Origin of the sequence: Leucobacter celer subsp. astrifaciens (genome assembly GCF_001273835.1) — a bacterium.
Lineage (GTDB): Bacteria > Actinomycetota > Actinomycetes > Actinomycetales > Microbacteriaceae > Leucobacter > Leucobacter celer.
Genome location: NZ_JHEI01000131.1, coordinates 30469 through 48949, shown reverse-complemented (window position 1 = coordinate 48949; position 18481 = coordinate 30469). Strand labels below are relative to the sequence as shown.

Below are 18481 nucleotides of genomic sequence, written 5' to 3'. Positions count from 1 at the left end.
AGTATCGAAACCCGGGGGCTCGGGATCTCGGGTTTCGACTCCGCTGCGCTCCGCTCAACCGGCGACTCCGCTGCGCTCCGCTCAACCGGCGACTCGCTGCGCTCGCTCAACCGGCGGACGGCGGACGGGGTTGGATCAGCGCAGGCCGACCGTGCGGAAGCCCGCGTTGCCCATCGATGAGTCGGGGGTGTTGCTCGACCGGGCGGAGTTGCGGTAGCGGTTGCAGTACGAGGGGTGGCAGAGATAGCTGCCGCCCCGCAGCAGCCGTCGGCCGCCCCGCTCGGGGCCGGGCGGATCGAACTCCGGCGACTCGGCGTAGTAGCCCGGATCGAATCGATCGGCGCACCACTCCCACACGTTGCCGACCGGCTGCCAGAGCCCGTAGCCGTTGGGCTCGAAGGAGTGCACGGGCGCCGTGCCGATCCACCCGTCCGCGGCGGTGTTGTGAGCGGGGAAGGATCCCTGCCACACATTGGCGCGCCAGACGCCGTCGCTGCCGTCGATGGGGTCGTCTCCCCACGGGAAGGTCACGGCCGTCAGCCCGCCGCGCGCGGCGTACTCCCACTCGGCTTCGGTCGGCAGCCGGCGGTCGGCCCAGTCGCAGTAGGCCATGGCGTCGTGCCAGCTCACGTGCACGACCGGGTGTTCGGAACGCCCCTCGAGCGACGACGCCCGCCCTCCGGGGTGCCGCCAATCGGCGCCGCGCACCCCGATCCACCACGGTGTTCCAGAGGTCGGTCCGGCGATGTCGGCGGTCGGCGCCTCCACGAGCAGGTGGAACACCGCCGAGATCCCGAACAGTTCCGCCTCGGTCTCGTATCCGGTGGCGTCGGCGAAGCGGGCGAATTGGGCGTTCGTCACGGGTGTCGCATCGATCTCGAAGGTCTCGAGCGTCACCCGGTGCAGCGGCAGCTCGCCGTCGGCGGCGAGGCCGTCGCCCGAGGAGTCGCCCATCAGGAACGAGCCGGCGGGCACGGCGCACTGCTCGATGGCGTGGAGCCCCGCACCGCCCGCGGTGCTGTTCGCGGCGCGGCGCGAAGCGGGGGCGGCGCCGGTGGTCGCAGCGGCCGTATCGTCCGAGGCGCGTGACGGGCCGCAGCAGTGCGGACTCTCGCCGGCGGGGTTCATCGGCCCACCGCTTCCACTGGAGAGCCGATGCTCCCGAGCAGGGTGGCCACGGAGGCCCGCATGCGCTCGTCGGAGGCGAACTCGGGCATGAGGAGCCTGATCGTCTGCCAGCCCATGTTCGACGCCGCGATCTCGTCGGAGGCGGTCACCAGGTCGACGTGCGGGGAGATCTCGCCCAGCTCGCGGGCCTCCTCGAGCATCTGCATGATGTTCGCCCGCCACTGGCGCGCGTGCGCGCGCTGCGTCTTCCAGAAGGCGCGGTTCTGCGCCGCGTGGTTCCAGAATGCGAGGGCGACGCGCGCGTGCAGCTCGCCGTCCTCGCCGAAGGGGAGCACCGCGAGGCAGAACTCGTGCAGCGCATCGAGCCCGCGTCGTCCTCGCGTGCGCTCGGCGATGGCGGCGTCGGCGAGCGCTCTGGTACGCAGGAAGGCTGCCGTGAGCAGGGACTCCTTGTCCGGGAAGTAGCGTGCGAACGCGCTGTGCGCGGTACCGGCCTCCGCGGCGATGCGGCGCATGGTCAGGCGGTCGAAGCCCTCCCGGGCGATGACGTGCCAGGCGGCCTCGGCGATCTCATCGCGACGGGCGTCGTGGTCGACGATCTTCGGCATCTGGATTCTCGATTCGGGGAGGGGATCTGCGTCCAGCGTACCGAGTTTCACTTTTCATGACCACTTGGTCTCGAAAGCGTGCTATCTTTTCAGAGACCAATTGGTCTCCCAAAGGAGGGTGCGGAGCATGGATCGGACGCAGGCGCGTGGATACGAGGGTTTCCGGGGCGTGGTGACCGAGCGCTCCTCGACCTCCGAGCCCTGGTATCCCGAGCCCCGCCGAGCCGCGCCCGGCGCCCCGAACGTCGTCGTGATGCTGGTCGATGACCTCGGCTTCAGCGACCTCGGCCCCTTCGGCGGCGAGATCGACACCCCGCACATCGACGCGACGGCCGAGCGAGGGTGGGTGTTCACCGGCTACCACACGGCGCCGCTGTGCTCCCCGGCCAGGGCTTCCCTGCTCACCGGGCTGAACCCGCACCGCGCCGGGTTCGGCATGGTGGCGCACGTCAATCCGGGATACCCCGGCTACACCTGCCAGCTGCCCGAGGAGTCGGCCACGCTGGCGGAGTCGCTGCGCGCGGCGGGCTACGCGACCTTCATGGTGGGCAAGTGGCACCTCACCCCGGAGTCCCGGATGCATGACGGGGCCGACAAGTCGTCCTGGCCGCTGCAGCGGGGCTTCGACCGCTACTACGGCAGCATGGACGGATTCACCACCCAGTACCATCCGCACCGGCTGGTGCGCGACAACTCGGTGCTGCCGGTGCTCGAGTTCGCAGACGACTACTTCCTCACCGATGACCTCACCGAGCAGGCTCTCGCCATGATCGACGAGCTGCGCGCGAACGATCGCGGCCGACCGTTCTTCCTGTACTACGCCCATACGGCCGTGCACGGGCCGGTGCAGGCGAAGCCCGCGGACGTCGCGAAATACCGGGATCGGTACGCGGCCGGATGGGACGTGCTGCGCGCGGAGCGCTTCGCCCGGCAGCAGCGGCTGGGGATCGTCGCGCCGCAGACGGCGCTCTCCGAGGACGATCGGGTCGGCGCCGAGCGGATTCCCGCGTGGGATGATCTGGATCTCGAGGAGCAGCGGCTCTTCGCCAGGCATATGGAGGTCTACGCGGCGGCGGTCGACGAGGTGGACCAGAGCCTCGGCCGCCTCGTCGATCGGCTGGACCGGCTGGGGGAACTCGACAACACGATCATCGTGATCGCGAGCGATAACGGCGGTACGGCCGAGGGCGGGCTCACCGGCACCCGCAGCTACTTCTCGCAGTTCGTCGGCGGCGCGCCGCTGCCCGAGGACTGGGTGCGCGATGTGCCCCGCCCGCTCGAGCTGATCGGCGGCCCCCGCGTGCACGGTCACTATCCCGCGGGGTGGGCTCGCGTCTCGAACACACCCTTCCGCTCGTTCAAGGGCTCGGTCTACGAGGGCGGCGTGCACGCGCCGCTCATCGTCTCCTGGCCGGCGGCGCCCCGGGAGTACGCGGCGCCGGGCGTGCAGCGGAACTTCGCCTTCGTCTCCGACATCGCCCCGACCGTGCTGGATCTCGCGGGGGTCGCTCCGCTCGCGGAGCGCGCGGGGCGCCCGACGCTCGAGGTCGACGGCGCGAGCCTCGGGCCGAGCCTGCGCGATCCGGGTGCCGCGGCGCGGGATCGCCAGTACTTCGAGTGCGCGGGCGCCCGGGCGCTCATCGAGGGGGAATGGAAGGCGCTCGTTCCCGCGGGCGGCCCGGTGCGGTCGGACCCGCGCGACGAGCCCTGGGAACTGTACCGGCTGTCCGCCGACCCCACCGAGACGCGAGACCTGGCGCGAGCGGAGCCGGAGCGCGTGCGTCGGCTCGCGGAGACCTGGCGCGTCGAGGCTTGGCGCAACACCGTCTTCCCGATCGCCGACGACGGCTCGCTCTTCGCCACCCGTCCCGCGAGCGAGCAGCCGCTGTCGGAGCCCGTCGAGCTGGTGCCGTTCCGGCCGCCGCTCGAGCGCTTCCGAGCCTCGCGTCTCACCGTGCTGCGCTCCTTCTCGATCGAGGCCGAGGTGCGGCTGGGCGAGGGCGCCTCGGGGGCGATCGTCGCCCACGGGGATCAGGGCGGCGGATACCTGCTGGCGCTCGACCGGGAAGGCCTGCTCGTCTCCTACAACGCCTACGGGCTGATGCATCGCGCGCGGGCTCCGCACCCGGGGTGCGGCTCCCATCGCCTGAGGCTGCGCTTCGATGAGGTCGACGGCCTGCGCTGGCGCATCCGCCTGACGGTCGACGGCAGCGCAGGAGACGACGAGGGCACGGGCGCCGAGCTCGATCCGGTGCCAATGCTCCTCGGCATGGCCCCGTTCACCGGCATCAGCGTGGGCTACGACTACGGCGGGCCCGTCGACTGGGAGGTCTACGAGGCTCACCGCAGTTTCCGCTTCACCGGAGGTGAGATCATGCGGCTGCGCTACGTTCCCGGCGCGCGCTCGCCCGTTGACCCCACCGTGATCCACGCCATCGGCGACGCCGTCGCCGTCGCCGCCGAGTGAGTCCACTCCATCCAGTCCTGCAGCACACCCGACCCATCCCATCGAAAGGACCATCATGAAACGCATCCTCGCCGTCGTCGCCGGGGTCGCCGTCTCCGGCCTCGCGCTCACCGCCTGCGCCGGGGGAGGCGGATCGCCCGGCGCCGGAAACGGCGCATCCGAGGCCCCGTCCGAGCTGAAGATCGGCAACTTCCTCGACCTGGTGACGTGGGATCCGAGTGCCGCCGACATCGGCTTCAACGGCCCGTACCTCTCGGCCGTCTACGATCCGCTCATCGCTCTCGACGGAGAGGGTGCACCGGTGCCGGCGCTCGCAACCGACTGGGAGATCTCCGACGACTCGCTCACCATCACCCTCGATCTGCGTGATGACGCCGAGTTCTCGAACGGCGAGAAGTTCGACGCCGACGCCGCGGTCGCGAACCTCGAGTTCCTCCGGGCGGGCACGGTGTCGCAGGAGGCCTATCTGAACGTCGACCGCTTCGAGGCGGTCGACGGCGACACCGTGGCGATCCACCTGCGCGAGCGGGATGACCGGTTGCTGTACTTCATGGGACTCGGCCGCAGCTACATGGTCGCGCCCGAGGTCATCGAGGCGGGGACCGCGGCCGATGCGCCGGTCGGATCGGGGCCGTACACGCTGAACGACTCGACAGTGCCCGGGGCCGAATACCACTTCGACCGGGTCGAAGGGCACTGGGCCGCCGAGCAGTTTCCCTTCGAGACCGTGACGATCATGCCGCTGCAGGAGCCGAGCGCGCGGCTCAACGCGATGGAGGCTGGGCAGCTCAACGTCATCTTCGCCGACGCCTCGATGCTCGACACCGCCGAGGCGCAGGGCTGGAACGTCGCGCAGAAGGTCGCCTCGTGGACCGGGATCCGCATCAACGATCACACCGGAGCCCGAGTACCCGCGCTCGGCGATGAGCGCGTGCGCCAGGCGTTGAACTACGCCTTCGACGGCGCGCAGGTGCTGGAGACCATCGGACGCGGTATGGGCGTCTACACCAACCAGGTGTTCGCCTCGGGGTACCCGGGGCACGATCCCGCCCTCGACGACCGCTACGCCTACGACATCGAGCGGGCCAAGCAGCTGCTCGACGAGGCGGGCTACGCAGACGGCTTCGACGTGACCATGCCGATGGCCCCCGCGTTCCAGGCGTGGCAGCCGATCGTCGAGCAGACGTTCGCCGAACTGGGCATCCGCCTGACCTGGGACGAGTACCAGATGCCCGACTACCAGTCCAACGCGGGCAACTACCCCATGTTCCTGGTGTCGCTCGCGGTGGACGCCGAACCCGTGGCCACGATCGCCCGCCAGCTCACGGTGCCGCAGTGGTACAACCCGGCTCCCGACATCTCGGAGTTCCCTGAGCTGCAGGAGCAGGTCGACACGGCGCTCGCCGCACCGCGCGGGGCGGAGCAGGACGGCGAGATCGTCCGTCTGAACGGGCTGATCACCGAGGCCGCGTGGTTCGTGGTCTGGTATCAGTCGGAGAACGTGTTCCTCACAGATGCGGGGATCGAGCTCACGCCCGTGACGGGCATGATGTTCCCGACGCTGCGGCAGATCCAGCCGGCGTCGTGACCGACGGGCGGCGGCCTCCTCCGAACCGTTCTCTCGGGGTTCGGGGAGGCCGCCGTCGCTGCCGGCGAGAGCCGGCGGACCCCGGCGAGCCGCCGTGATCCGTGGCGATTCACGGGACCCGGCGGCTCGTGGTGAGGGTTCAGGCGGCGGACGCGGCGGACGCCGCGCGGCCCTGCCCGGCTCCGCGATCGGCGCGCAGCGCCGCGAGGATGGAGTCGATGCTCGCGAGGAGGCTGGTGTGGTCGGCGGCCTCGGGCACGAGCACGGCCATCATCTGCCAGCCGGCGTTGTGCGCCGATACGCGGTTGACGGCATCGTCGATCTCGAGGCCCGGCACGAGCTCGCCGTCCTCGCGCGCCTCGGTGAGGAAGTGTCGGATCAGTTCGCGGCGGCGCACGATGTTCTCGTGGTGGATCTCCCACAGCTCCTGGTCCTGAGCGGCCCGATCCCAGAACGAGAGCACGACCCGCGACCGCTGGGGCCCGTCCTGCTCGAACGGCAGCAGTTCCAGGAGCATCTGCCGCAGCGCCGCGAGCCCGCGCACCCCCTCGACCCGCTCCAGGGTGCGTTCGTGCGAGCCCTGGAAGACCTGCAGGAAGGCGGCGGTGAGCAGGCTCTTCTTATCGGGGAAGTAGCGTGCGATCGCGCCGTGCGCGTAGCCGGCCTCGGTGGCGATGGCGCGCATGGTGACACGGTCGAAGCCGTCGCGGATGATGATCTGGGTGACGGCCTCGACGATGTGCGCTCGGCGTTCGTCGTGATCCACGATCTTCGGCATGGTGCGGGCTCCTTCCGCGGGTCTCCACCTCGATCATAGGGTTCCCCGGTGGAGAGGACCGGCCTTCGAAGACACTCGAAGTTTATTGTCACCAATTGGTGATTAATCGTTATCCGCCCGTTACCGAACGGCTGCGCGGGGAGATTATCCTTTAGTCACCGATTGGTGATTAAAACGGATCGGCGGACCCCCACCGGGATTGTCTCCCACCGACGAAGGAGTCGTTCATGCAGAAAACCAACCGCCTCGCCGCAGCTCTCGCGCTCGCGGCCTCGGCAGCGCTCGTACTGGCCGGCTGCGCTTCCGGCTCCTCCGGCCCGGGCGAAGGCGATGCCGGCGCGGCGCCGGGAGAGAGCGGCGAGCTCACCACCCTGAGCGTCGCCACGATCGGGCTCACCTCGGACGGAAGCCTGCTCACCGGTATCGAGCAGGGGTTCTTCGCGGAGGAGGGGCTCGAGATCGAGACCTCGATCGTCGCCAATCCTCCGGCCGGTCTCGCGGCCGCCCAGAGCGGCCAGGTCGACATCGCCTACTCGCCGAGCATCCCGCTGCTCAACGCCCTCAGCCAGGGTGTGCCGCTGCGGATCGTGGGCGCCGCAGACGGGTATCCCGAAGATGCCCTGGAGTCGGACGACCCCGCAGCGTTCGACGACACCGGCCTCTTCGCCGCGGTCGACAGCGGCATCACCTCGGTCGGGGATCTCGCGGGCAAGACGATCGCGGTTCCGGCCCGCAACGCGCAGCTCGAGGTCGTGATCGCGGGCGAGCTCGCCGAGGCCGGCGTCGATCCGAGGGCCGGTGTCAACTGGGTGGTGCTCGACTTCACATCGGCCGTCGAAGCGCTCAAGAGCGGCAACGTCGACGCAGCCGGCCTGGTGAGCCCGTTCACGACCGAGGCCGAAGCCGCCGGCGCGGCTCAGATCTCCGCGCCCTCCGTGGGCTTCTTCGAGACCGGCGCCACGGGCATCTGGACCGCCGGGGTCTCGACGATCGAGAACAAGGCGGATGCCATCGCGGCCTTCCAGCGCGCCATCGTCAAGTCCAACCAGTACGCGACCGAGAACCCGGACGTCGCGATCCAGGCGGGCCTCGACTACACCGAGTCGAGCCTCACCATCGACGACGTGAAGCTGCCGGTGTGGCCGCTCGAAGTGAGGCTCGAAGACATCGAGCGCCCGAACGAGAAGATGGTGAGCCTCGGATTCCTCGCCGAGCCCGTCGACCTCGACGGCCTGATCCACATGGGATGATCATGCGAGAATCCAAGATCCTGCAGTACGGCATCGGTGCTCTCGGCGTGGTGCTGGCCGTCGGGGCGTGGCAGTTCGCCGCGACGGTCGGCCCGCTGGCCGGGTCGCCGCTGCCGACGGCCGGTGAGGCCTTCAGCGCCCTGTTCCACCTGTTGACCACTCCCGAGATGTGGGTGGCCACCTGGGACACGGTGTACATGGCGCTGCTGGGCCTCATCATCGCGACGGCGGCCGGCGTGCTGCTGGGCGTGGGGATCGGCGTGTCGCCGCTCGCGATGCACGCCACGCGCGTGCCGCTCGAATTCCTGAAGCCGATCCCGCCGATCGTCATCCTCCCCGTGGTCGTGCTGGTGCTGGGCCCCACCGCCGGCATGGGCGTGTTCCTCGTATTCATGGGGTGCTTCGTCTCGATCGTGGTGCAGGCCTCGGCCGGTGTCTTCGACACGGATCCCGTGGCGAAGGCCACCGGCCAGTCGTACGGCCTGAGCCGCGCGTCGATCCTGGGCCACATCGTGCTGCCGAGCTCTCTGCCCTACATCGGAACGGCGGTTCGCGTCGCGGCGCCGACCGCGCTGATCGTCGCCGTGGTGGCGGGGCTGCTGGGCGGCGGACCGGGACTCGGTCAGAGCCTCCTGCTGACGCAGATCTCGGGGAACCGGGAGCAGCTGTTCGCCTACGTCCTGATCCTGGGCATCCTCGGGCTCATCGTGCAGGGGCTCAGCCAGTGGGGCGAGCGCCGCCTGCTGCACTGGCATCCCCAATACCGGAAGCAGGTGGTGTGATGGCGTCCACGTCGACCGTCCTCATCCGCACGCGGGAAGCGCGTCGGCTGAAGCGCAGCAGCCTGCCCAAGTGGGTGCTGATCGGCGCCGAGATCGTCGTGCCGATCCTGCTGCTGGCGCTCTGGTGGATCGCCTCGGCGAGCTCCACGAACACCTTCTTCCCGCCGCTCCAGCGAATCCTCGAGCGCTTCGTCGCCCTGCTCGGCACCCCGATGTTCTGGGGCGACGTGGGATCCTCCGTCGGCAACCTGGCGCTCTCCTTCGTGCTCGCGTGCGTGATCGGCGTGCTGCTCGGCATCGTGCTCGGCACGATGCGGTGGCTGTCCTGGCTGATCGAACCCACGATCCACTTCTTCCGCGCCATCCCGCCGGTCGCGCTCGTGCCGATCTTCGTCTCGCTGATCGGCTTCGGCAACGAGACGCGCATTCTCGCGATCACGCTGTCGGCGGTGTTCCCGGTGCTGATCTCCACGATCGACGGCATCCACGCCACCGATCCGGATCGTCGCGCCGTCGGCCGGATCTACCGGCTGCACTGGTGGGACCGCATCTTCTCGGTCGCCCTGCCCGAGGCGAGCCCTCGCATCCTCTCCGGCATGCAGGTGAGCCTGATCACGGCCTTCGTCGTGATGATCGCGAGCGAGATGCTCGGCTCCTCCCAGGGACTCGGGGCACGGACGCTGCTCGCGCAGCAGTCCTTCATGATCGCCGACATGTGGGTCGGCATCCTCGTGCTGGGCATCATCGGCTACGCCGCCACCGCCCTGCTCTCACTCTTCCGGCGCCGCGTGCTGCGCTGGTACATCGCCATCCGACAGCAGGAGAAGAACCTATGAACGCCACCTCGTTCGCCGACGCGCCGGTGCGTCTGAGCGTGCAGGGTCTCGCGAAGACCTACGACACCAAGAAGGGCCCCGTGCCCGTGATCGCCGATCTCACCTTCGACGTGCGCTCCGCCGAGATCGCGTGCATCGTGGGCCCGTCGGGCATCGGCAAGACGACGCTCCTGAAGTGCCTCACGGGGCTGCAGTCGATCAGCTCCGGCGTGGCGAGCATCGACGGGAAGCCGATCGACGGGCCCCCGGAGGAGATGGCGCTCGTCTTCCAGGAGTACACGCGCTCGCTCATGCCGTGGCTCACGGTCGAGAAGAACGTGCGTCTGCCGCTCAAGCGCCTGAGCATCTCCCGCGAGGAGCGGGAGACGCGGATCGGCTCGGCGCTCGCCGCGGTCGGCCTGGCCGGCGCGGAGTCGAAGTACCCGTGGCAGCTCTCGGGCGGCATGCAGCAGCGCGTCGCGATCGCACGCGCGATCGCGTACCGCCCCGAGGTGCTCATCATGGACGAGCCCTTCGCGTCGGTCGACGCCCAGACCCGCTTCGAGCTCGAGGACCTCTGCCTCAAGATCCGCGAGGAATTCGGGATGACCATCGTCATCGTCACCCACGACATCGACGAGGCCGTCTACCTCTCCGACCGCGTCGTGGTGCTCGGCGAGCGGCCCGCCCGCGTCACCGAGATCATCGACATCGATTTCGGCGGGCCCCGCGACCAGATCGCCACCCGCGCCCGCCCGGAGTTCGCCGAGCTGCGCACCCGCGTCTTCGAGCACATCCGGAAGGCGGGCTGACCGTGGGGGAGCAGCCGGCCGTCGCCGATCCGGCTCCGCGGCGCGACCGCGACTCCGCTCCGCGGCGCGGGTACGAGTCGTTCGGCGGACGGGCGGCGGAGTTCGCATCGGAGTCGTCGCCGTGGTGGCGGGAGCGCCCCGCCGCCCCGGCGGGATCCCCGAACGTCATCGTGATGCTCGTCGACGACCTCGGCTTCAGCGACCTCGGCCCCTTCGGCAGCGAGATCCCCACTCCGAACATCGACGCGCTGGCCGGCGACGGCTGGGTGTTCACGAACTACCGCACCGCTCCCATGTGCTCACCGGCCCGGGCCGCCCTCATGACGGGGCTCAACCCGCACCGCGCGGGTTTCGGCTTCGTCGCCCACACCGATCCCGGCTACCCGGGCTTCACCTGCGAGCTGCCGGAGGACGCCCCCACGCTCGCGGAGTCGCTGCGCGCCGGCGGCTACGCCACCTTCGCGGTGGGCAAGTGGCACCTGACCCTCGAGTCGCGCCTGCACGACGCCGCGGACAAGTCCTCCTGGCCGCTGCAGCGCGGCTTCGACCGCTACTTCGGCAGCATGGACGGCTTCACCTCGCTGCACCACCCGCACCGGCTGGTGCGCGACAACTCGGCGGTCGACGTGCAGCGGTTCCCCGAGGGATACTTCCTCACCGATGAGCTCACGGACGAGGCACTCGCGATGATCGACGGGCTGCGCGTCAACGACGCCGCCAAGCCCTTCTTCCTCTACTACGCGCACACCTCCGTGCACGGTCCGATCCAGGCGAAGGCGGGCGACATCGAGCGCCACCGCGGCCGCTACGAGGCCGGGTGGAACGCGCTGCGCGAGGCGAGATTCGCGCGTCAGCGCGAGATCGGGATCGTGCCGCCGCACGCCGAGCTGCCCGACGACGCGATCGCCGACGGCGATCGGATCCCGCGCTGGGAACAGCTGGGCGACGAGGATCGTGCGCTGTTCGCGCGCCACATGGAGGTGTACGCGGCGGCCGTCGACGAGGTGGACCAGAGCGTCGGACGCCTCGTCGCGCACCTCGAACGACTCGGCGAACGCGAGAACACCGTGATCGTGATCGCGAGCGACAACGGCGGCACCGCCGAGGGCGGACCCAGCGGCACGCGCAGCTACTTCGCGCAGTTCGGGCACTCCGCACCCCTGCCCGAGGGCTGGGTGCGCGATGTGCCGCGCGATCCCGATGAGATCGGCGGGCCGAGACTCTTCTCCCAGTACCCGACCGGGTGGGCCCGGGTCTCGAACACCCCGTTCCGCTCCTTCAAGTCGTCGACCTACGAGGGGGGCGTGCACGCCCCGCTCATCGTGTCCTGGCCCGCCGCGCCCGTCCGCGCGCGCGGCCTGCGCGACCAGTTCGTATTCGTGTCGGATCTGGCGCCCACGATCCTCGAGCTCGCTGGCGTGCCCCCGCTCGCGGAGCTGCGCGGCCGGCCGGCGCAGGATCCCGACGGGCGAAGCGTGGCGGGGGTGCTCGGCGACCCGGAGGCGGAGGGCCGCGAGGCGCAGTACTTCGAGTGCGTGGGCCGTCGTGCGATGGTCGACGGGGACTGGAAGGCGGTGTCGCCGGTGCCGCCGCGCCGCGAGGACGGCGCCGCGGGCGGGCGCTGGGAACTGTACCACCTCGCCGACGACCCGACGGAGACGCGAGACTTGGCGGCGTCCCAGCCCGAGCGCGTGGCCGAACTCGCCGAGCGCTGGCGCTCCGAGGCCTGGCGCAACGCGGTGTTCCCACTCGACGACGACGGCTCGCTGCACACGAACCGACCGGACACCGAGGCCGCGCTCGCCGCGCCGGTCGCTCTCGTGCCGTTCCGCCCGCCGCTCGAGCGCTTCCGCTCGGCGCAGCTCACGGTGCTGAAGTCGTTCGCCGTCGAGGCGGCCCTCGTGCTCGAGGCCGACGCGGCCGGGGTGATCGTCGCGCACGGGGACCAGGGCGGCGGGTATCTGCTCGGGATCGAGGACGGTGCGCCGATCCTCGCCTACAACGCCTACGGAGAGATGCACCGCTCGCGGGGGGCCGCGCTGCGGCCCGGTGCGCGGGAGCTCGTGCTGCGCGTCGACGAGCTCGAGGGGCTGCGCTGGCGGCTGCGGCTCGAGGTCGACGGCGAGCTCTCGGCCGAGATCGGCGTCGTGCCGATGCTGCTCGGCATGGCGCCCTTCACCGGCATCAGCGTCGGCTACGACTACGGCGGTCCCGTCGACTGGGAGCTGCACGAGCGGCACGGCGACGGCTTCCGCTTCGCGGGCGGCGAGATCGAGCGCCTGCGCTACGTGCCGGGCGCCCGCTCGCAGCACGACCCGACCGTGCTGCGCCGCATCGGCGAGGCGGTCGCCGAGCTCGCCGACTGATGCCGGCCGGGCTGCCCTCCGGCGCCGTCGAGGAGACGCTGCAGGCCCGAGACGCCGCGGAAGCGCTCGGCGGCGGCGCCTTCGCGACCGTCTCCGGGGCCGCCGAGGTCGAGCGCGACCTCGCGCGGGCGGCAAGGATCGGGCGGCCGCCCACCGATCCGCTCGCCGGTCGTGCCATCGCGGTCAAGGACAACATCCACATCGCCGGCCTGCCGACCACCGCCGCGACCCCGGCGCTCGGCGGATACGCGCCGCGCCTCGACGCGACCGTAGTGGCCCGCCTGCGCGCGCGGGGGATGGTGGTGATCGGCAAGGCGAATCTGCACGAACTCGCCCTCGGGGTGACATCGACGCACAGCGCCACCGGAGCGGTGGCGAACCCGGTGCAGCCGGGCCGGGTCGCGGGAGGCTCGAGCGGCGGCAACGCGGCGATCATCGCCGCGGGCGTCTGCCGCTACGGCATCGGCAGCGACACGGGCGGATCGACGCGCATCCCGGCGGTCTGCACCGATACCTGGGGATTCCGCCCGAGCACCGGGCGCTATCCCGAGGATGGCGCCGTGAACATCGCGTTCTCGCGCGACACCGCGGGACCGATGGCCGCCGACCTCGCCTCGCTGCGCCGCCTCGACGCGGTGCTCGCGGGGGAGCTCGTCGGCGCGACGACCGCCCGGAGCGCCGGTGGAGCGCATCGGGCGCCGCTGCGCATCGGCTTCGACGCGGCGGACCTCGACCGCTGCGACGCCGCCGTCGCGGCCGGGGCGTCGGCGGCTGTCGCCCGGCTCGCCGCGGCCCCCGACGTGCGGCTCGTGCCGGTCGACCTCTCCGCGCTCGACCGCGCCGTCGGCGCTTTCGAGCCCGACCTCGGCCTGCACGAGCTGGCGCCGTCGCTGCGGAGCTTCCTCGCCGGGGACGACCGCCTGCCCGCGCTCGAGGCCGTGCTCGAGCGTGCGGTCGATCCGCACGTGCGGCACCTGCTCGCGTCGAGCATCGAGGCCACGGCCGGCGGTGCCTGGACCGCGCGGCTGCACACGCTGCTGAACGACTGCGCCCGGGCCCGCTCCGCCTGCCTGGCGTTGCTCGGCCGGCACTGGGTCGACGCCGTGCTGCGGCCGGCGCTGCCGATCCTGCCGCCCCTCGCGGAGGAGTCCGCCGGGTTCGCCCTGGCGCAGCGGCACGAGCTCTTCGACAGGATGACGACGTTCACGCGCCTCGCGACCGTGGTGGGCTCGCCGAGCCTGGCGCTGCCGCTCGGGCCGCTGCTCGGGCACTCGGGGGTGGGGCTGCTGCTCGACGGCGCCCCGGGCCGCGACACCGAGCTGCTCGCCGCTGCGGCGCGCGTCGAGCGGGTCCTCGCCGCTGGGTGAGCGGCCGCTCGCCGGTTGAGCAGAGCGTCGTGCTGAGGGAGGAGCCTGGCCGAGCCGAAGTATCGAAGTCATCGGACCTCGGGTTTCGACTCGCCTTCGGCTCGCTCAAACGGCGGAGGCCGCTCGCCGGTTGAGCGGAGCGGGCGCCTCAGCCGACGGGGAACGACTGCGCGGCGTGCGGGATCACGGTGACCCCGCCCGTCGCGTAGTTCGCCACATCGGCCTCGACGGCTCGCCCCTCGGGCGACGAGAGCGCGGCGCCCATCGCGGCCTCGTCGGCGAAGGTCGCCTGGAAGATCGCGTAGTACGGCCCTTCGCCGGGCTCGCAGACGTCGAGCGAGTAGGTGATCTCCTGCACCCCCGGAAGCTTCGCGCAGAGCGGCAGGTGCGTGTTCAGGTAGTACTCCCGGAACGCGGCGCGGTCGGTCGGCTCGGGGTAGAGCACGGTGAGCTTGTGCATGCGGTTCTCGCTCTCGTCGTCGAATGGTCGTTCTGCGCGAGCTTGCGAGTCGCAGAATCTCTCGGTGAGATCCTGCGACTCGTTCCTCGCGCAGGATGACGGGGCCGGGGGTGACCGGGCCCCGGGTGAGACGGATCAGTCGCGCGTGTAGACCCGGCGACCTGCGAACCAGGTCTCGGCGACGGTGGTCTGCACGAGCTCGCCGGCGGGGTGCTCGAAGGGGTCGCGATCCAACAGCACGAAATCGGCCGACTTGCCCGCCTCGAGCGATCCCGTCTCGTGCTCGAGGCCCATGGCCGTCGCCCCGCCGATGGTGAAGGCCGCGATCGCCTCGCCGAGGGTGATCGCCTGCTCCGGCCACAGCGTGCCCGGGTACTGGCCGCTCGGATCCTCGCGCGTGACGAGGCCGTGAATGCCCTCCCACGCGTTCGGCGAGGGGGAGACGGGCCAGTCCGATCCGCCGGCCACCACGGCCCCGGCGTCGAGCAGCGAGCGGTTGGGCTGCATCCGGTCGGCGCGCTCGCGGGGCAGCACCTCGCGGATCGCCTCGACGATGGGGCCCGGCACCCAGATGAAGGGGGAGATCTCGGCGGCCACGCCCAGCTCGGCGAAGCGGGCGATGTCGTCGGCGTGGATGAACTGGCCGTGCGCCACCTGGTACCGGGTGCCGGTGACCCCCTCGTTCCGCAGCGTCTCGACCGCGTTCAGCACGGCGTGCACCGACGCGTCTCCCGTGCAGTGCACCTTCGCCGAGAGCCCCACCTCGGCGACGCGGCGCAGCCAGTCGGTGAGCTCCGCCGGATCGAACAGCGTCTCGCCGTGGAAGTGCGCGCCGTGCACGTCGTCGGGCAGGTAGGGCTCGAGGAAGGCCCCGGTGCGGGTGGGCGGCACCCCGTCGAGGAAGATCTTCACGAAGTCGGGCCGGTGGTGCTCGGTGCGGTACTGCTCGCCGGTGAAGACGAGGTCGTCGCCGATCTCTGCGTACCCGAAGATGTCGTCGTTGATGAGCATCGAGGAGACCACCCAGGCGTCGAGCTCGCCGGCCGCGTCGAGCGAGCGCAGCGCCTCCAGCGTCGGCCTCGAGACGGCGGCGTCCTGGAAGGCGGTGACGCCGTAGGAGTTCAGGATCCCGACTCCGTGCCGCGACGACTCGCGCTGCTGCTCGGCGGTCAGCGCGCCGGCCTCCCGCTGTGCGCGGGCGACGGGGATGCCCGCGGCCTCGAGCAGCACGCCCGTCGCGCGGCCCTCCGCGTCGAGCACCACGCCCGGCTGGCCCGGCCCGACGCCGGCGATCTCCATGGCCCGGCTGTTCACCCAGCGGTTGTGGTGCGAGTCGTCCGAGAGCATGACGGGGCGGCCACCGGCGGCCTCGTCGAGCCGCGCGAGCGCCTCGGCCGTGTTGACCTCGCCCAGGCGATCGCTCGCCCATGGCCCGCCGACCACCCACGCGTCGGCGGGCAGCGCCGCCGCGTGCTCGCGCACGGCGTCGACGATGCCGTCGAGGTGCGCGCCGAACGGCACCCGCAGCTGGAACAGCTCCTCCTCGCCCGCGATCGCGTGGTGGTTGTGGGCATCGATGAGGCCGGGCATCAGGAAAGCACCCCCGAGGTCGCGCACCTCGGTGTCAGGGCCGGCGAGCGCGAGGAGCTCGGACGAGGCCCCGACCGCCGCGATGCGGCCGGCGGAGACGGCGATCGCCTCGGCCCAGGGCTGCTCGGGGTCGACGGTGTAGACGCGGCCGCCGGTGAGGATGAGATCGGGAGAGGTGGTCAACAGTGACTCCGTTCGTGATGGGGATGTGGGAGAGCCGGCCGGGCGCGGAGCGCTACCTGCCGCAGGCGCAGTTCGCGCCGCCGCAGGTGCACTCGGATCCCGCGCAGCAGCCGCAGCCGCCGTCCGAGCAGCACCCGCCGGCGCCGCACGAGGCGCGCGCGTCATCGGGCAGATCCATCGCCGGGTTCTGATCGAGGAAGCCGTGCGGCTTGAACCAGAATCCCGAGTAGTCGACGGGCATGATGGGCCAGTCCTCGGTGCGCGGGATATGGGTGGGCCCGAAGGTGTGCCAGAGCACGATGTCCTCGCCGTCGAGCGATCGGTCCTGCCGCGTCCACTCGGGCAGACCCGCTCCGGGCGCGTGGGCGTTCGGGTAGAACCCGGCGGGATACAGCTCCTCGGGGTCGTACTGCGTGCCCCAGAGATGCTTCGTGGCGAAGGCCGCGCGCCCGTGCACCGTCGACTCGGGCTGCGCTGCGAGCAGCATCTTGCCCTCGGGAATCAGGCGGTACGAGGTGGGCTGGCCCACGTAGTTCGTGCGGTGCGCCGAGCGCACCTCCCAGACTCTGCTGGCGAGCCCGTCGGCGACGCGCTGCGCCTGCGCCTCGCTCGTCAGCTGCGTGTCCGACCAGGTGAAGGCGTTGCCGTGGGGATTGTCGGGTCCCGTCGGAATCCTGACGGCCTCCACCTCGTGCAGCGTGTTGTCCTCGCCGTCGATGGCCGCGTCGATGCGCGCGCAGAAGAGGTGCTGGTGGACCGGCGTGAAGATGCCCGGCGCGATCTCGGGGGCGTGCGGATTGTCGCTGCCGGGGATCCCTGCACCCGCGAACACGATCCCGGTCGCCTTCGCCTCGACCTGGATCGAGCCGTCGAGGGTGAAGTACCAGAAGAAGCCGTAGTCGTAGTTGCCGATCGTCGAGAAGTAGCTCACGACCAGGCGACGGCTGCGGCGGGTCTCGGGGGTTCCCTCGAGGTCGGTGTGCTTCCAGAGGATCCCGTAGTCCTCCTCGTGCATGCAGATGGCCTGAGGGATCTTGACGGGGTTGCCGTGGTCGTCGGCCACGAAAGCGTCGAAGTAGTGGATGACGCCGAGGCAGTCGCAGCCGAGCGCGAGCGAGTTGGCGTTCTTGCCGAGCAGGTACTCGCCGGCGTCGAAGTAGCTGATCCAGAAGCGGCTCACCGAGGTGTCGCCGTAGGGCACGACCATCTCGGGCACGCTGGCCCGGGTCGCGATGGAGCGATCCTCGTCTCCGTCGCGGAAGCTGATCTGGTTGAGTACCAGACCCTCCTGCTGAGTGAAGCCGACGCGGAACTTCCAGTTCTCCCACTGCACGAGACCGCCGTCGACCGAGAACGAGGGCCCCTCGGGCTGCGTGATCTCGATGGGTTTGAGGCTCGTGCGAGCGGGGCCCTGCACGTCGAGGCCGTAGTTGCCGTGCTGCTCGGGTACGGGCACATCGCCCTCGTCGTCGATGCGGATCACCCGGCGCTCGGTGAGGTCCACGTGCACCACGAGCCCCTCGACGGGGTGCGCCCACGGGCTGTCCCGGTCGTCGAACCGGAGGTAGGTGTGCGATCGCACGATGCGCTTGCCGACCTCGTCCGCCCGGCCGAAGAAGCCGGGTGCGAGCGGGGAGCAGAAGGCGAGCTCCATGTGCTCCTCGAGACCGCGGCGCCGCATCGCGGCCTGCCACTCCGAGGAGGCCTTGACGATATCGGCCGCGTCGGCGTACTCCTCGAAGAGGTACTGCGGCTGGCCGTAGGGCTCCTCCGTGTTGGGGAGCACGCGGAACGAGTCGATCTCTCCGCGGGTCACGGCGACGATCGCCTCGGCGGCGACCCCGGTGCTGCGGTCGAGCAGCGTCACTCGGAGGCGGCGATCGAGCGCGTCGCCCGGCCGCCAGGCCGCGAGGTCCGACTTCGCCGGATCGACGGGCAGCACGCGGGGCACACGCGTGTGCTCGGTGAAGTGCCCGGCCTCGGCGAGGATCCGCCGCGCCTCGGAGATCTCATCGCCGGTCAGGGGATCGAGCGGGTGCACCGCGACGGCGGGCGTGGTGACCCGCGTTCCGTGCGTGTGGGTGGTGTCGGGGGTGTGCGGCATTGGACGTCCTCGGGTTCGGCTGTACGGCAGAACATCTTCCACCTTCAGTATCGCAAGAGCGGCCGGAGCGGTGTTGACTGTGGGCGAAAACCGATGCGATGGGAGCGTAGAGGTGGTCGTGCCCGGGGCCGCGACGGAGGAGGATGAAACCGTGAAAGCGGCTGCGGCTGCGGCCCGGGCGCA

At 70.9% G+C, this 18481-nt stretch carries 14 protein-coding genes; 8 read left to right on the top strand and 6 right to left on the bottom strand.

Annotation, left to right across the window (positions count from 1 at the left end; all coding sequences use genetic code 11):
• Window positions 1–135: 135 nt before the first annotated feature.
• On the bottom strand, window positions 136–1128 hold the full coding sequence (locus AMS65_RS00650) for a formylglycine-generating enzyme family protein (protein WP_053382255.1): 993 nt from the start codon (window positions 1126–1128) through the stop codon (window positions 136–138).
• Window positions 1125–1736 (bottom strand): TetR/AcrR family transcriptional regulator, encoded by a 612-nt coding sequence (locus AMS65_RS00645; RefSeq protein ID WP_053382254.1) that lies wholly within the window; start codon window positions 1734–1736, stop codon window positions 1125–1127. The genes AMS65_RS00650 and AMS65_RS00645 overlap by 4 nt, the downstream gene beginning before the upstream one ends.
• 127 nt (window positions 1737–1863) lie before the next feature.
• Here AMS65_RS00645 and AMS65_RS00640 point away from each other — a divergent pair, with 127 nt between their 5' ends.
• Together AMS65_RS00640 and AMS65_RS00635 are read left to right on the top strand one after the other, a co-directional pair.
• Entirely contained in the window at window positions 1864–4203 is a 2340-nt protein-coding gene (locus tag AMS65_RS00640; RefSeq protein ID WP_053382253.1) for an arylsulfatase, read from the top strand.
• Between the two features lie 55 nt (window positions 4204–4258).
• On the top strand, window positions 4259–5791 hold the full coding sequence (locus tag AMS65_RS00635) for an ABC transporter substrate-binding protein (protein WP_053382252.1): 1533 nt from the start codon (window positions 4259–4261) through the stop codon (window positions 5789–5791).
• Between the two features lie 139 nt (window positions 5792–5930).
• Here AMS65_RS00635 and AMS65_RS00630 read toward each other — a convergent pair whose 3' ends face one another.
• Complete coding sequence (locus AMS65_RS00630; protein WP_053382251.1) at window positions 5931–6569, bottom strand: TetR/AcrR family transcriptional regulator; 639 nt, start codon at window positions 6567–6569, stop codon at window positions 5931–5933.
• A 227-nt stretch (window positions 6570–6796) separates the two neighbouring features.
• Here AMS65_RS00630 and AMS65_RS00625 point away from each other — a divergent pair, with 227 nt between their 5' ends.
• From AMS65_RS00625 to AMS65_RS00600, 6 genes are read left to right on the top strand one after another with little or no spacing between them, the layout of a single operon-like run.
• Window positions 6797–7819 (top strand): ABC transporter substrate-binding protein, encoded by a 1023-nt coding sequence (locus tag AMS65_RS00625; protein ID WP_053382250.1) that lies wholly within the window; start codon window positions 6797–6799, stop codon window positions 7817–7819.
• 2 nt (window positions 7820–7821) lie between these two features.
• The gene (locus tag AMS65_RS00620; RefSeq protein WP_053382296.1) at window positions 7822–8601 is read left to right on the top strand and encodes an ABC transporter permease; all 780 of its coding nucleotides are present in this window, start codon (window positions 7822–7824) and stop codon (window positions 8599–8601) included.
• Entirely contained in the window at window positions 8601–9437 is an 837-nt protein-coding gene (locus AMS65_RS00615; RefSeq protein ID WP_083451385.1) for an ABC transporter permease, read from the top strand. The genes AMS65_RS00620 and AMS65_RS00615 overlap by 1 nt, the downstream gene beginning before the upstream one ends.
• Window positions 9434–10228, top strand: coding sequence for an ABC transporter ATP-binding protein (locus tag AMS65_RS00610; RefSeq protein WP_083451384.1), 795 nt, complete (start codon window positions 9434–9436; stop codon window positions 10226–10228). Before AMS65_RS00615 ends, AMS65_RS00610 begins: the two co-directional genes overlap by 4 nt.
• A gap of 2 nt (window positions 10229–10230) precedes the next feature.
• Window positions 10231–12594 carry a sulfatase-like hydrolase/transferase gene (locus AMS65_RS00605; protein ID WP_075200776.1) on the top strand — a complete coding sequence of 788 codons (2364 nt, stop codon included), beginning with the start codon at window positions 10231–10233 and terminating at the stop codon, window positions 12592–12594.
• Complete coding sequence (locus AMS65_RS00600; RefSeq protein ID WP_053382249.1) at window positions 12594–13961, top strand: amidase family protein; 1368 nt, start codon at window positions 12594–12596, stop codon at window positions 13959–13961. The genes AMS65_RS00605 and AMS65_RS00600 overlap by 1 nt, the downstream gene beginning before the upstream one ends.
• A 148-nt stretch (window positions 13962–14109) precedes the next feature.
• Here AMS65_RS00600 and AMS65_RS00595 read toward each other — a convergent pair whose 3' ends face one another.
• The 3 genes from AMS65_RS00595 to AMS65_RS00585 all read right to left on the bottom strand — a co-directional run bounded on the left by AMS65_RS00595 (window position 14110) and on the right by AMS65_RS00585 (window position 18298).
• On the bottom strand, window positions 14110–14421 hold the full coding sequence (locus tag AMS65_RS00595) for an EthD family reductase (protein WP_053382248.1): 312 nt from the start codon (window positions 14419–14421) through the stop codon (window positions 14110–14112).
• A 135-nt stretch (window positions 14422–14556) separates the two neighbouring features.
• The gene (locus AMS65_RS00590) at window positions 14557–16194 is read right to left on the bottom strand and encodes an amidohydrolase (RefSeq protein WP_053382247.1); all 1638 of its coding nucleotides are present in this window, start codon (window positions 16192–16194) and stop codon (window positions 14557–14559) included.
• A gap of 52 nt (window positions 16195–16246) precedes the next feature.
• Entirely contained in the window at window positions 16247–18298 is a 2052-nt protein-coding gene (locus AMS65_RS00585) for a primary-amine oxidase (protein ID WP_053382246.1), read from the bottom strand.
• Window positions 18299–18481: the final 183 nt, after the last annotated feature.

What these genes read in the sequence shown, in the direction of transcription:
- AMS65_RS00650 (WP_053382255.1), bottom strand. Translation starts at nt 1,128, where the DNA reads ATGAACCCCGCCGGCGAGAGTCCGCACTGCTGCGGCCCGTCACGCGCC.
- AMS65_RS00645 (WP_053382254.1), bottom strand. Translation starts at nt 1,736, where the DNA reads ATGCCGAAGATCGTCGACCACGACGCCCGTCGCGATGAGATCGCCGAG.
- AMS65_RS00640 (WP_053382253.1), top strand. Translation starts at nt 1,864, where the DNA reads ATGGATCGGACGCAGGCGCGTGGATACGAGGGTTTCCGGGGCGTGGTG.
- AMS65_RS00635 (WP_053382252.1), top strand. Translation starts at nt 4,259, where the DNA reads ATGAAACGCATCCTCGCCGTCGTCGCCGGGGTCGCCGTCTCCGGCCTC.
- AMS65_RS00630 (WP_053382251.1), bottom strand. Translation starts at nt 6,569, where the DNA reads ATGCCGAAGATCGTGGATCACGACGAACGCCGAGCGCACATCGTCGAG.
- AMS65_RS00625 (WP_053382250.1), top strand. Translation starts at nt 6,797, where the DNA reads ATGCAGAAAACCAACCGCCTCGCCGCAGCTCTCGCGCTCGCGGCCTCG.
- AMS65_RS00620 (WP_053382296.1), top strand. Translation starts at nt 7,822, where the DNA reads ATGCGAGAATCCAAGATCCTGCAGTACGGCATCGGTGCTCTCGGCGTG.
- AMS65_RS00615 (WP_083451385.1), top strand. Translation starts at nt 8,601, where the DNA reads ATGGCGTCCACGTCGACCGTCCTCATCCGCACGCGGGAAGCGCGTCGG.
- AMS65_RS00610 (WP_083451384.1), top strand. Translation starts at nt 9,434, where the DNA reads ATGAACGCCACCTCGTTCGCCGACGCGCCGGTGCGTCTGAGCGTGCAG.
- AMS65_RS00600 (WP_053382249.1), top strand. Translation starts at nt 12,594, where the DNA reads ATGCCGGCCGGGCTGCCCTCCGGCGCCGTCGAGGAGACGCTGCAGGCC.
- AMS65_RS00595 (WP_053382248.1), bottom strand. Translation starts at nt 14,421, where the DNA reads ATGCACAAGCTCACCGTGCTCTACCCCGAGCCGACCGACCGCGCCGCG.
- AMS65_RS00585 (WP_053382246.1), bottom strand. Translation starts at nt 18,298, where the DNA reads ATGCCGCACACCCCCGACACCACCCACACGCACGGAACGCGGGTCACC.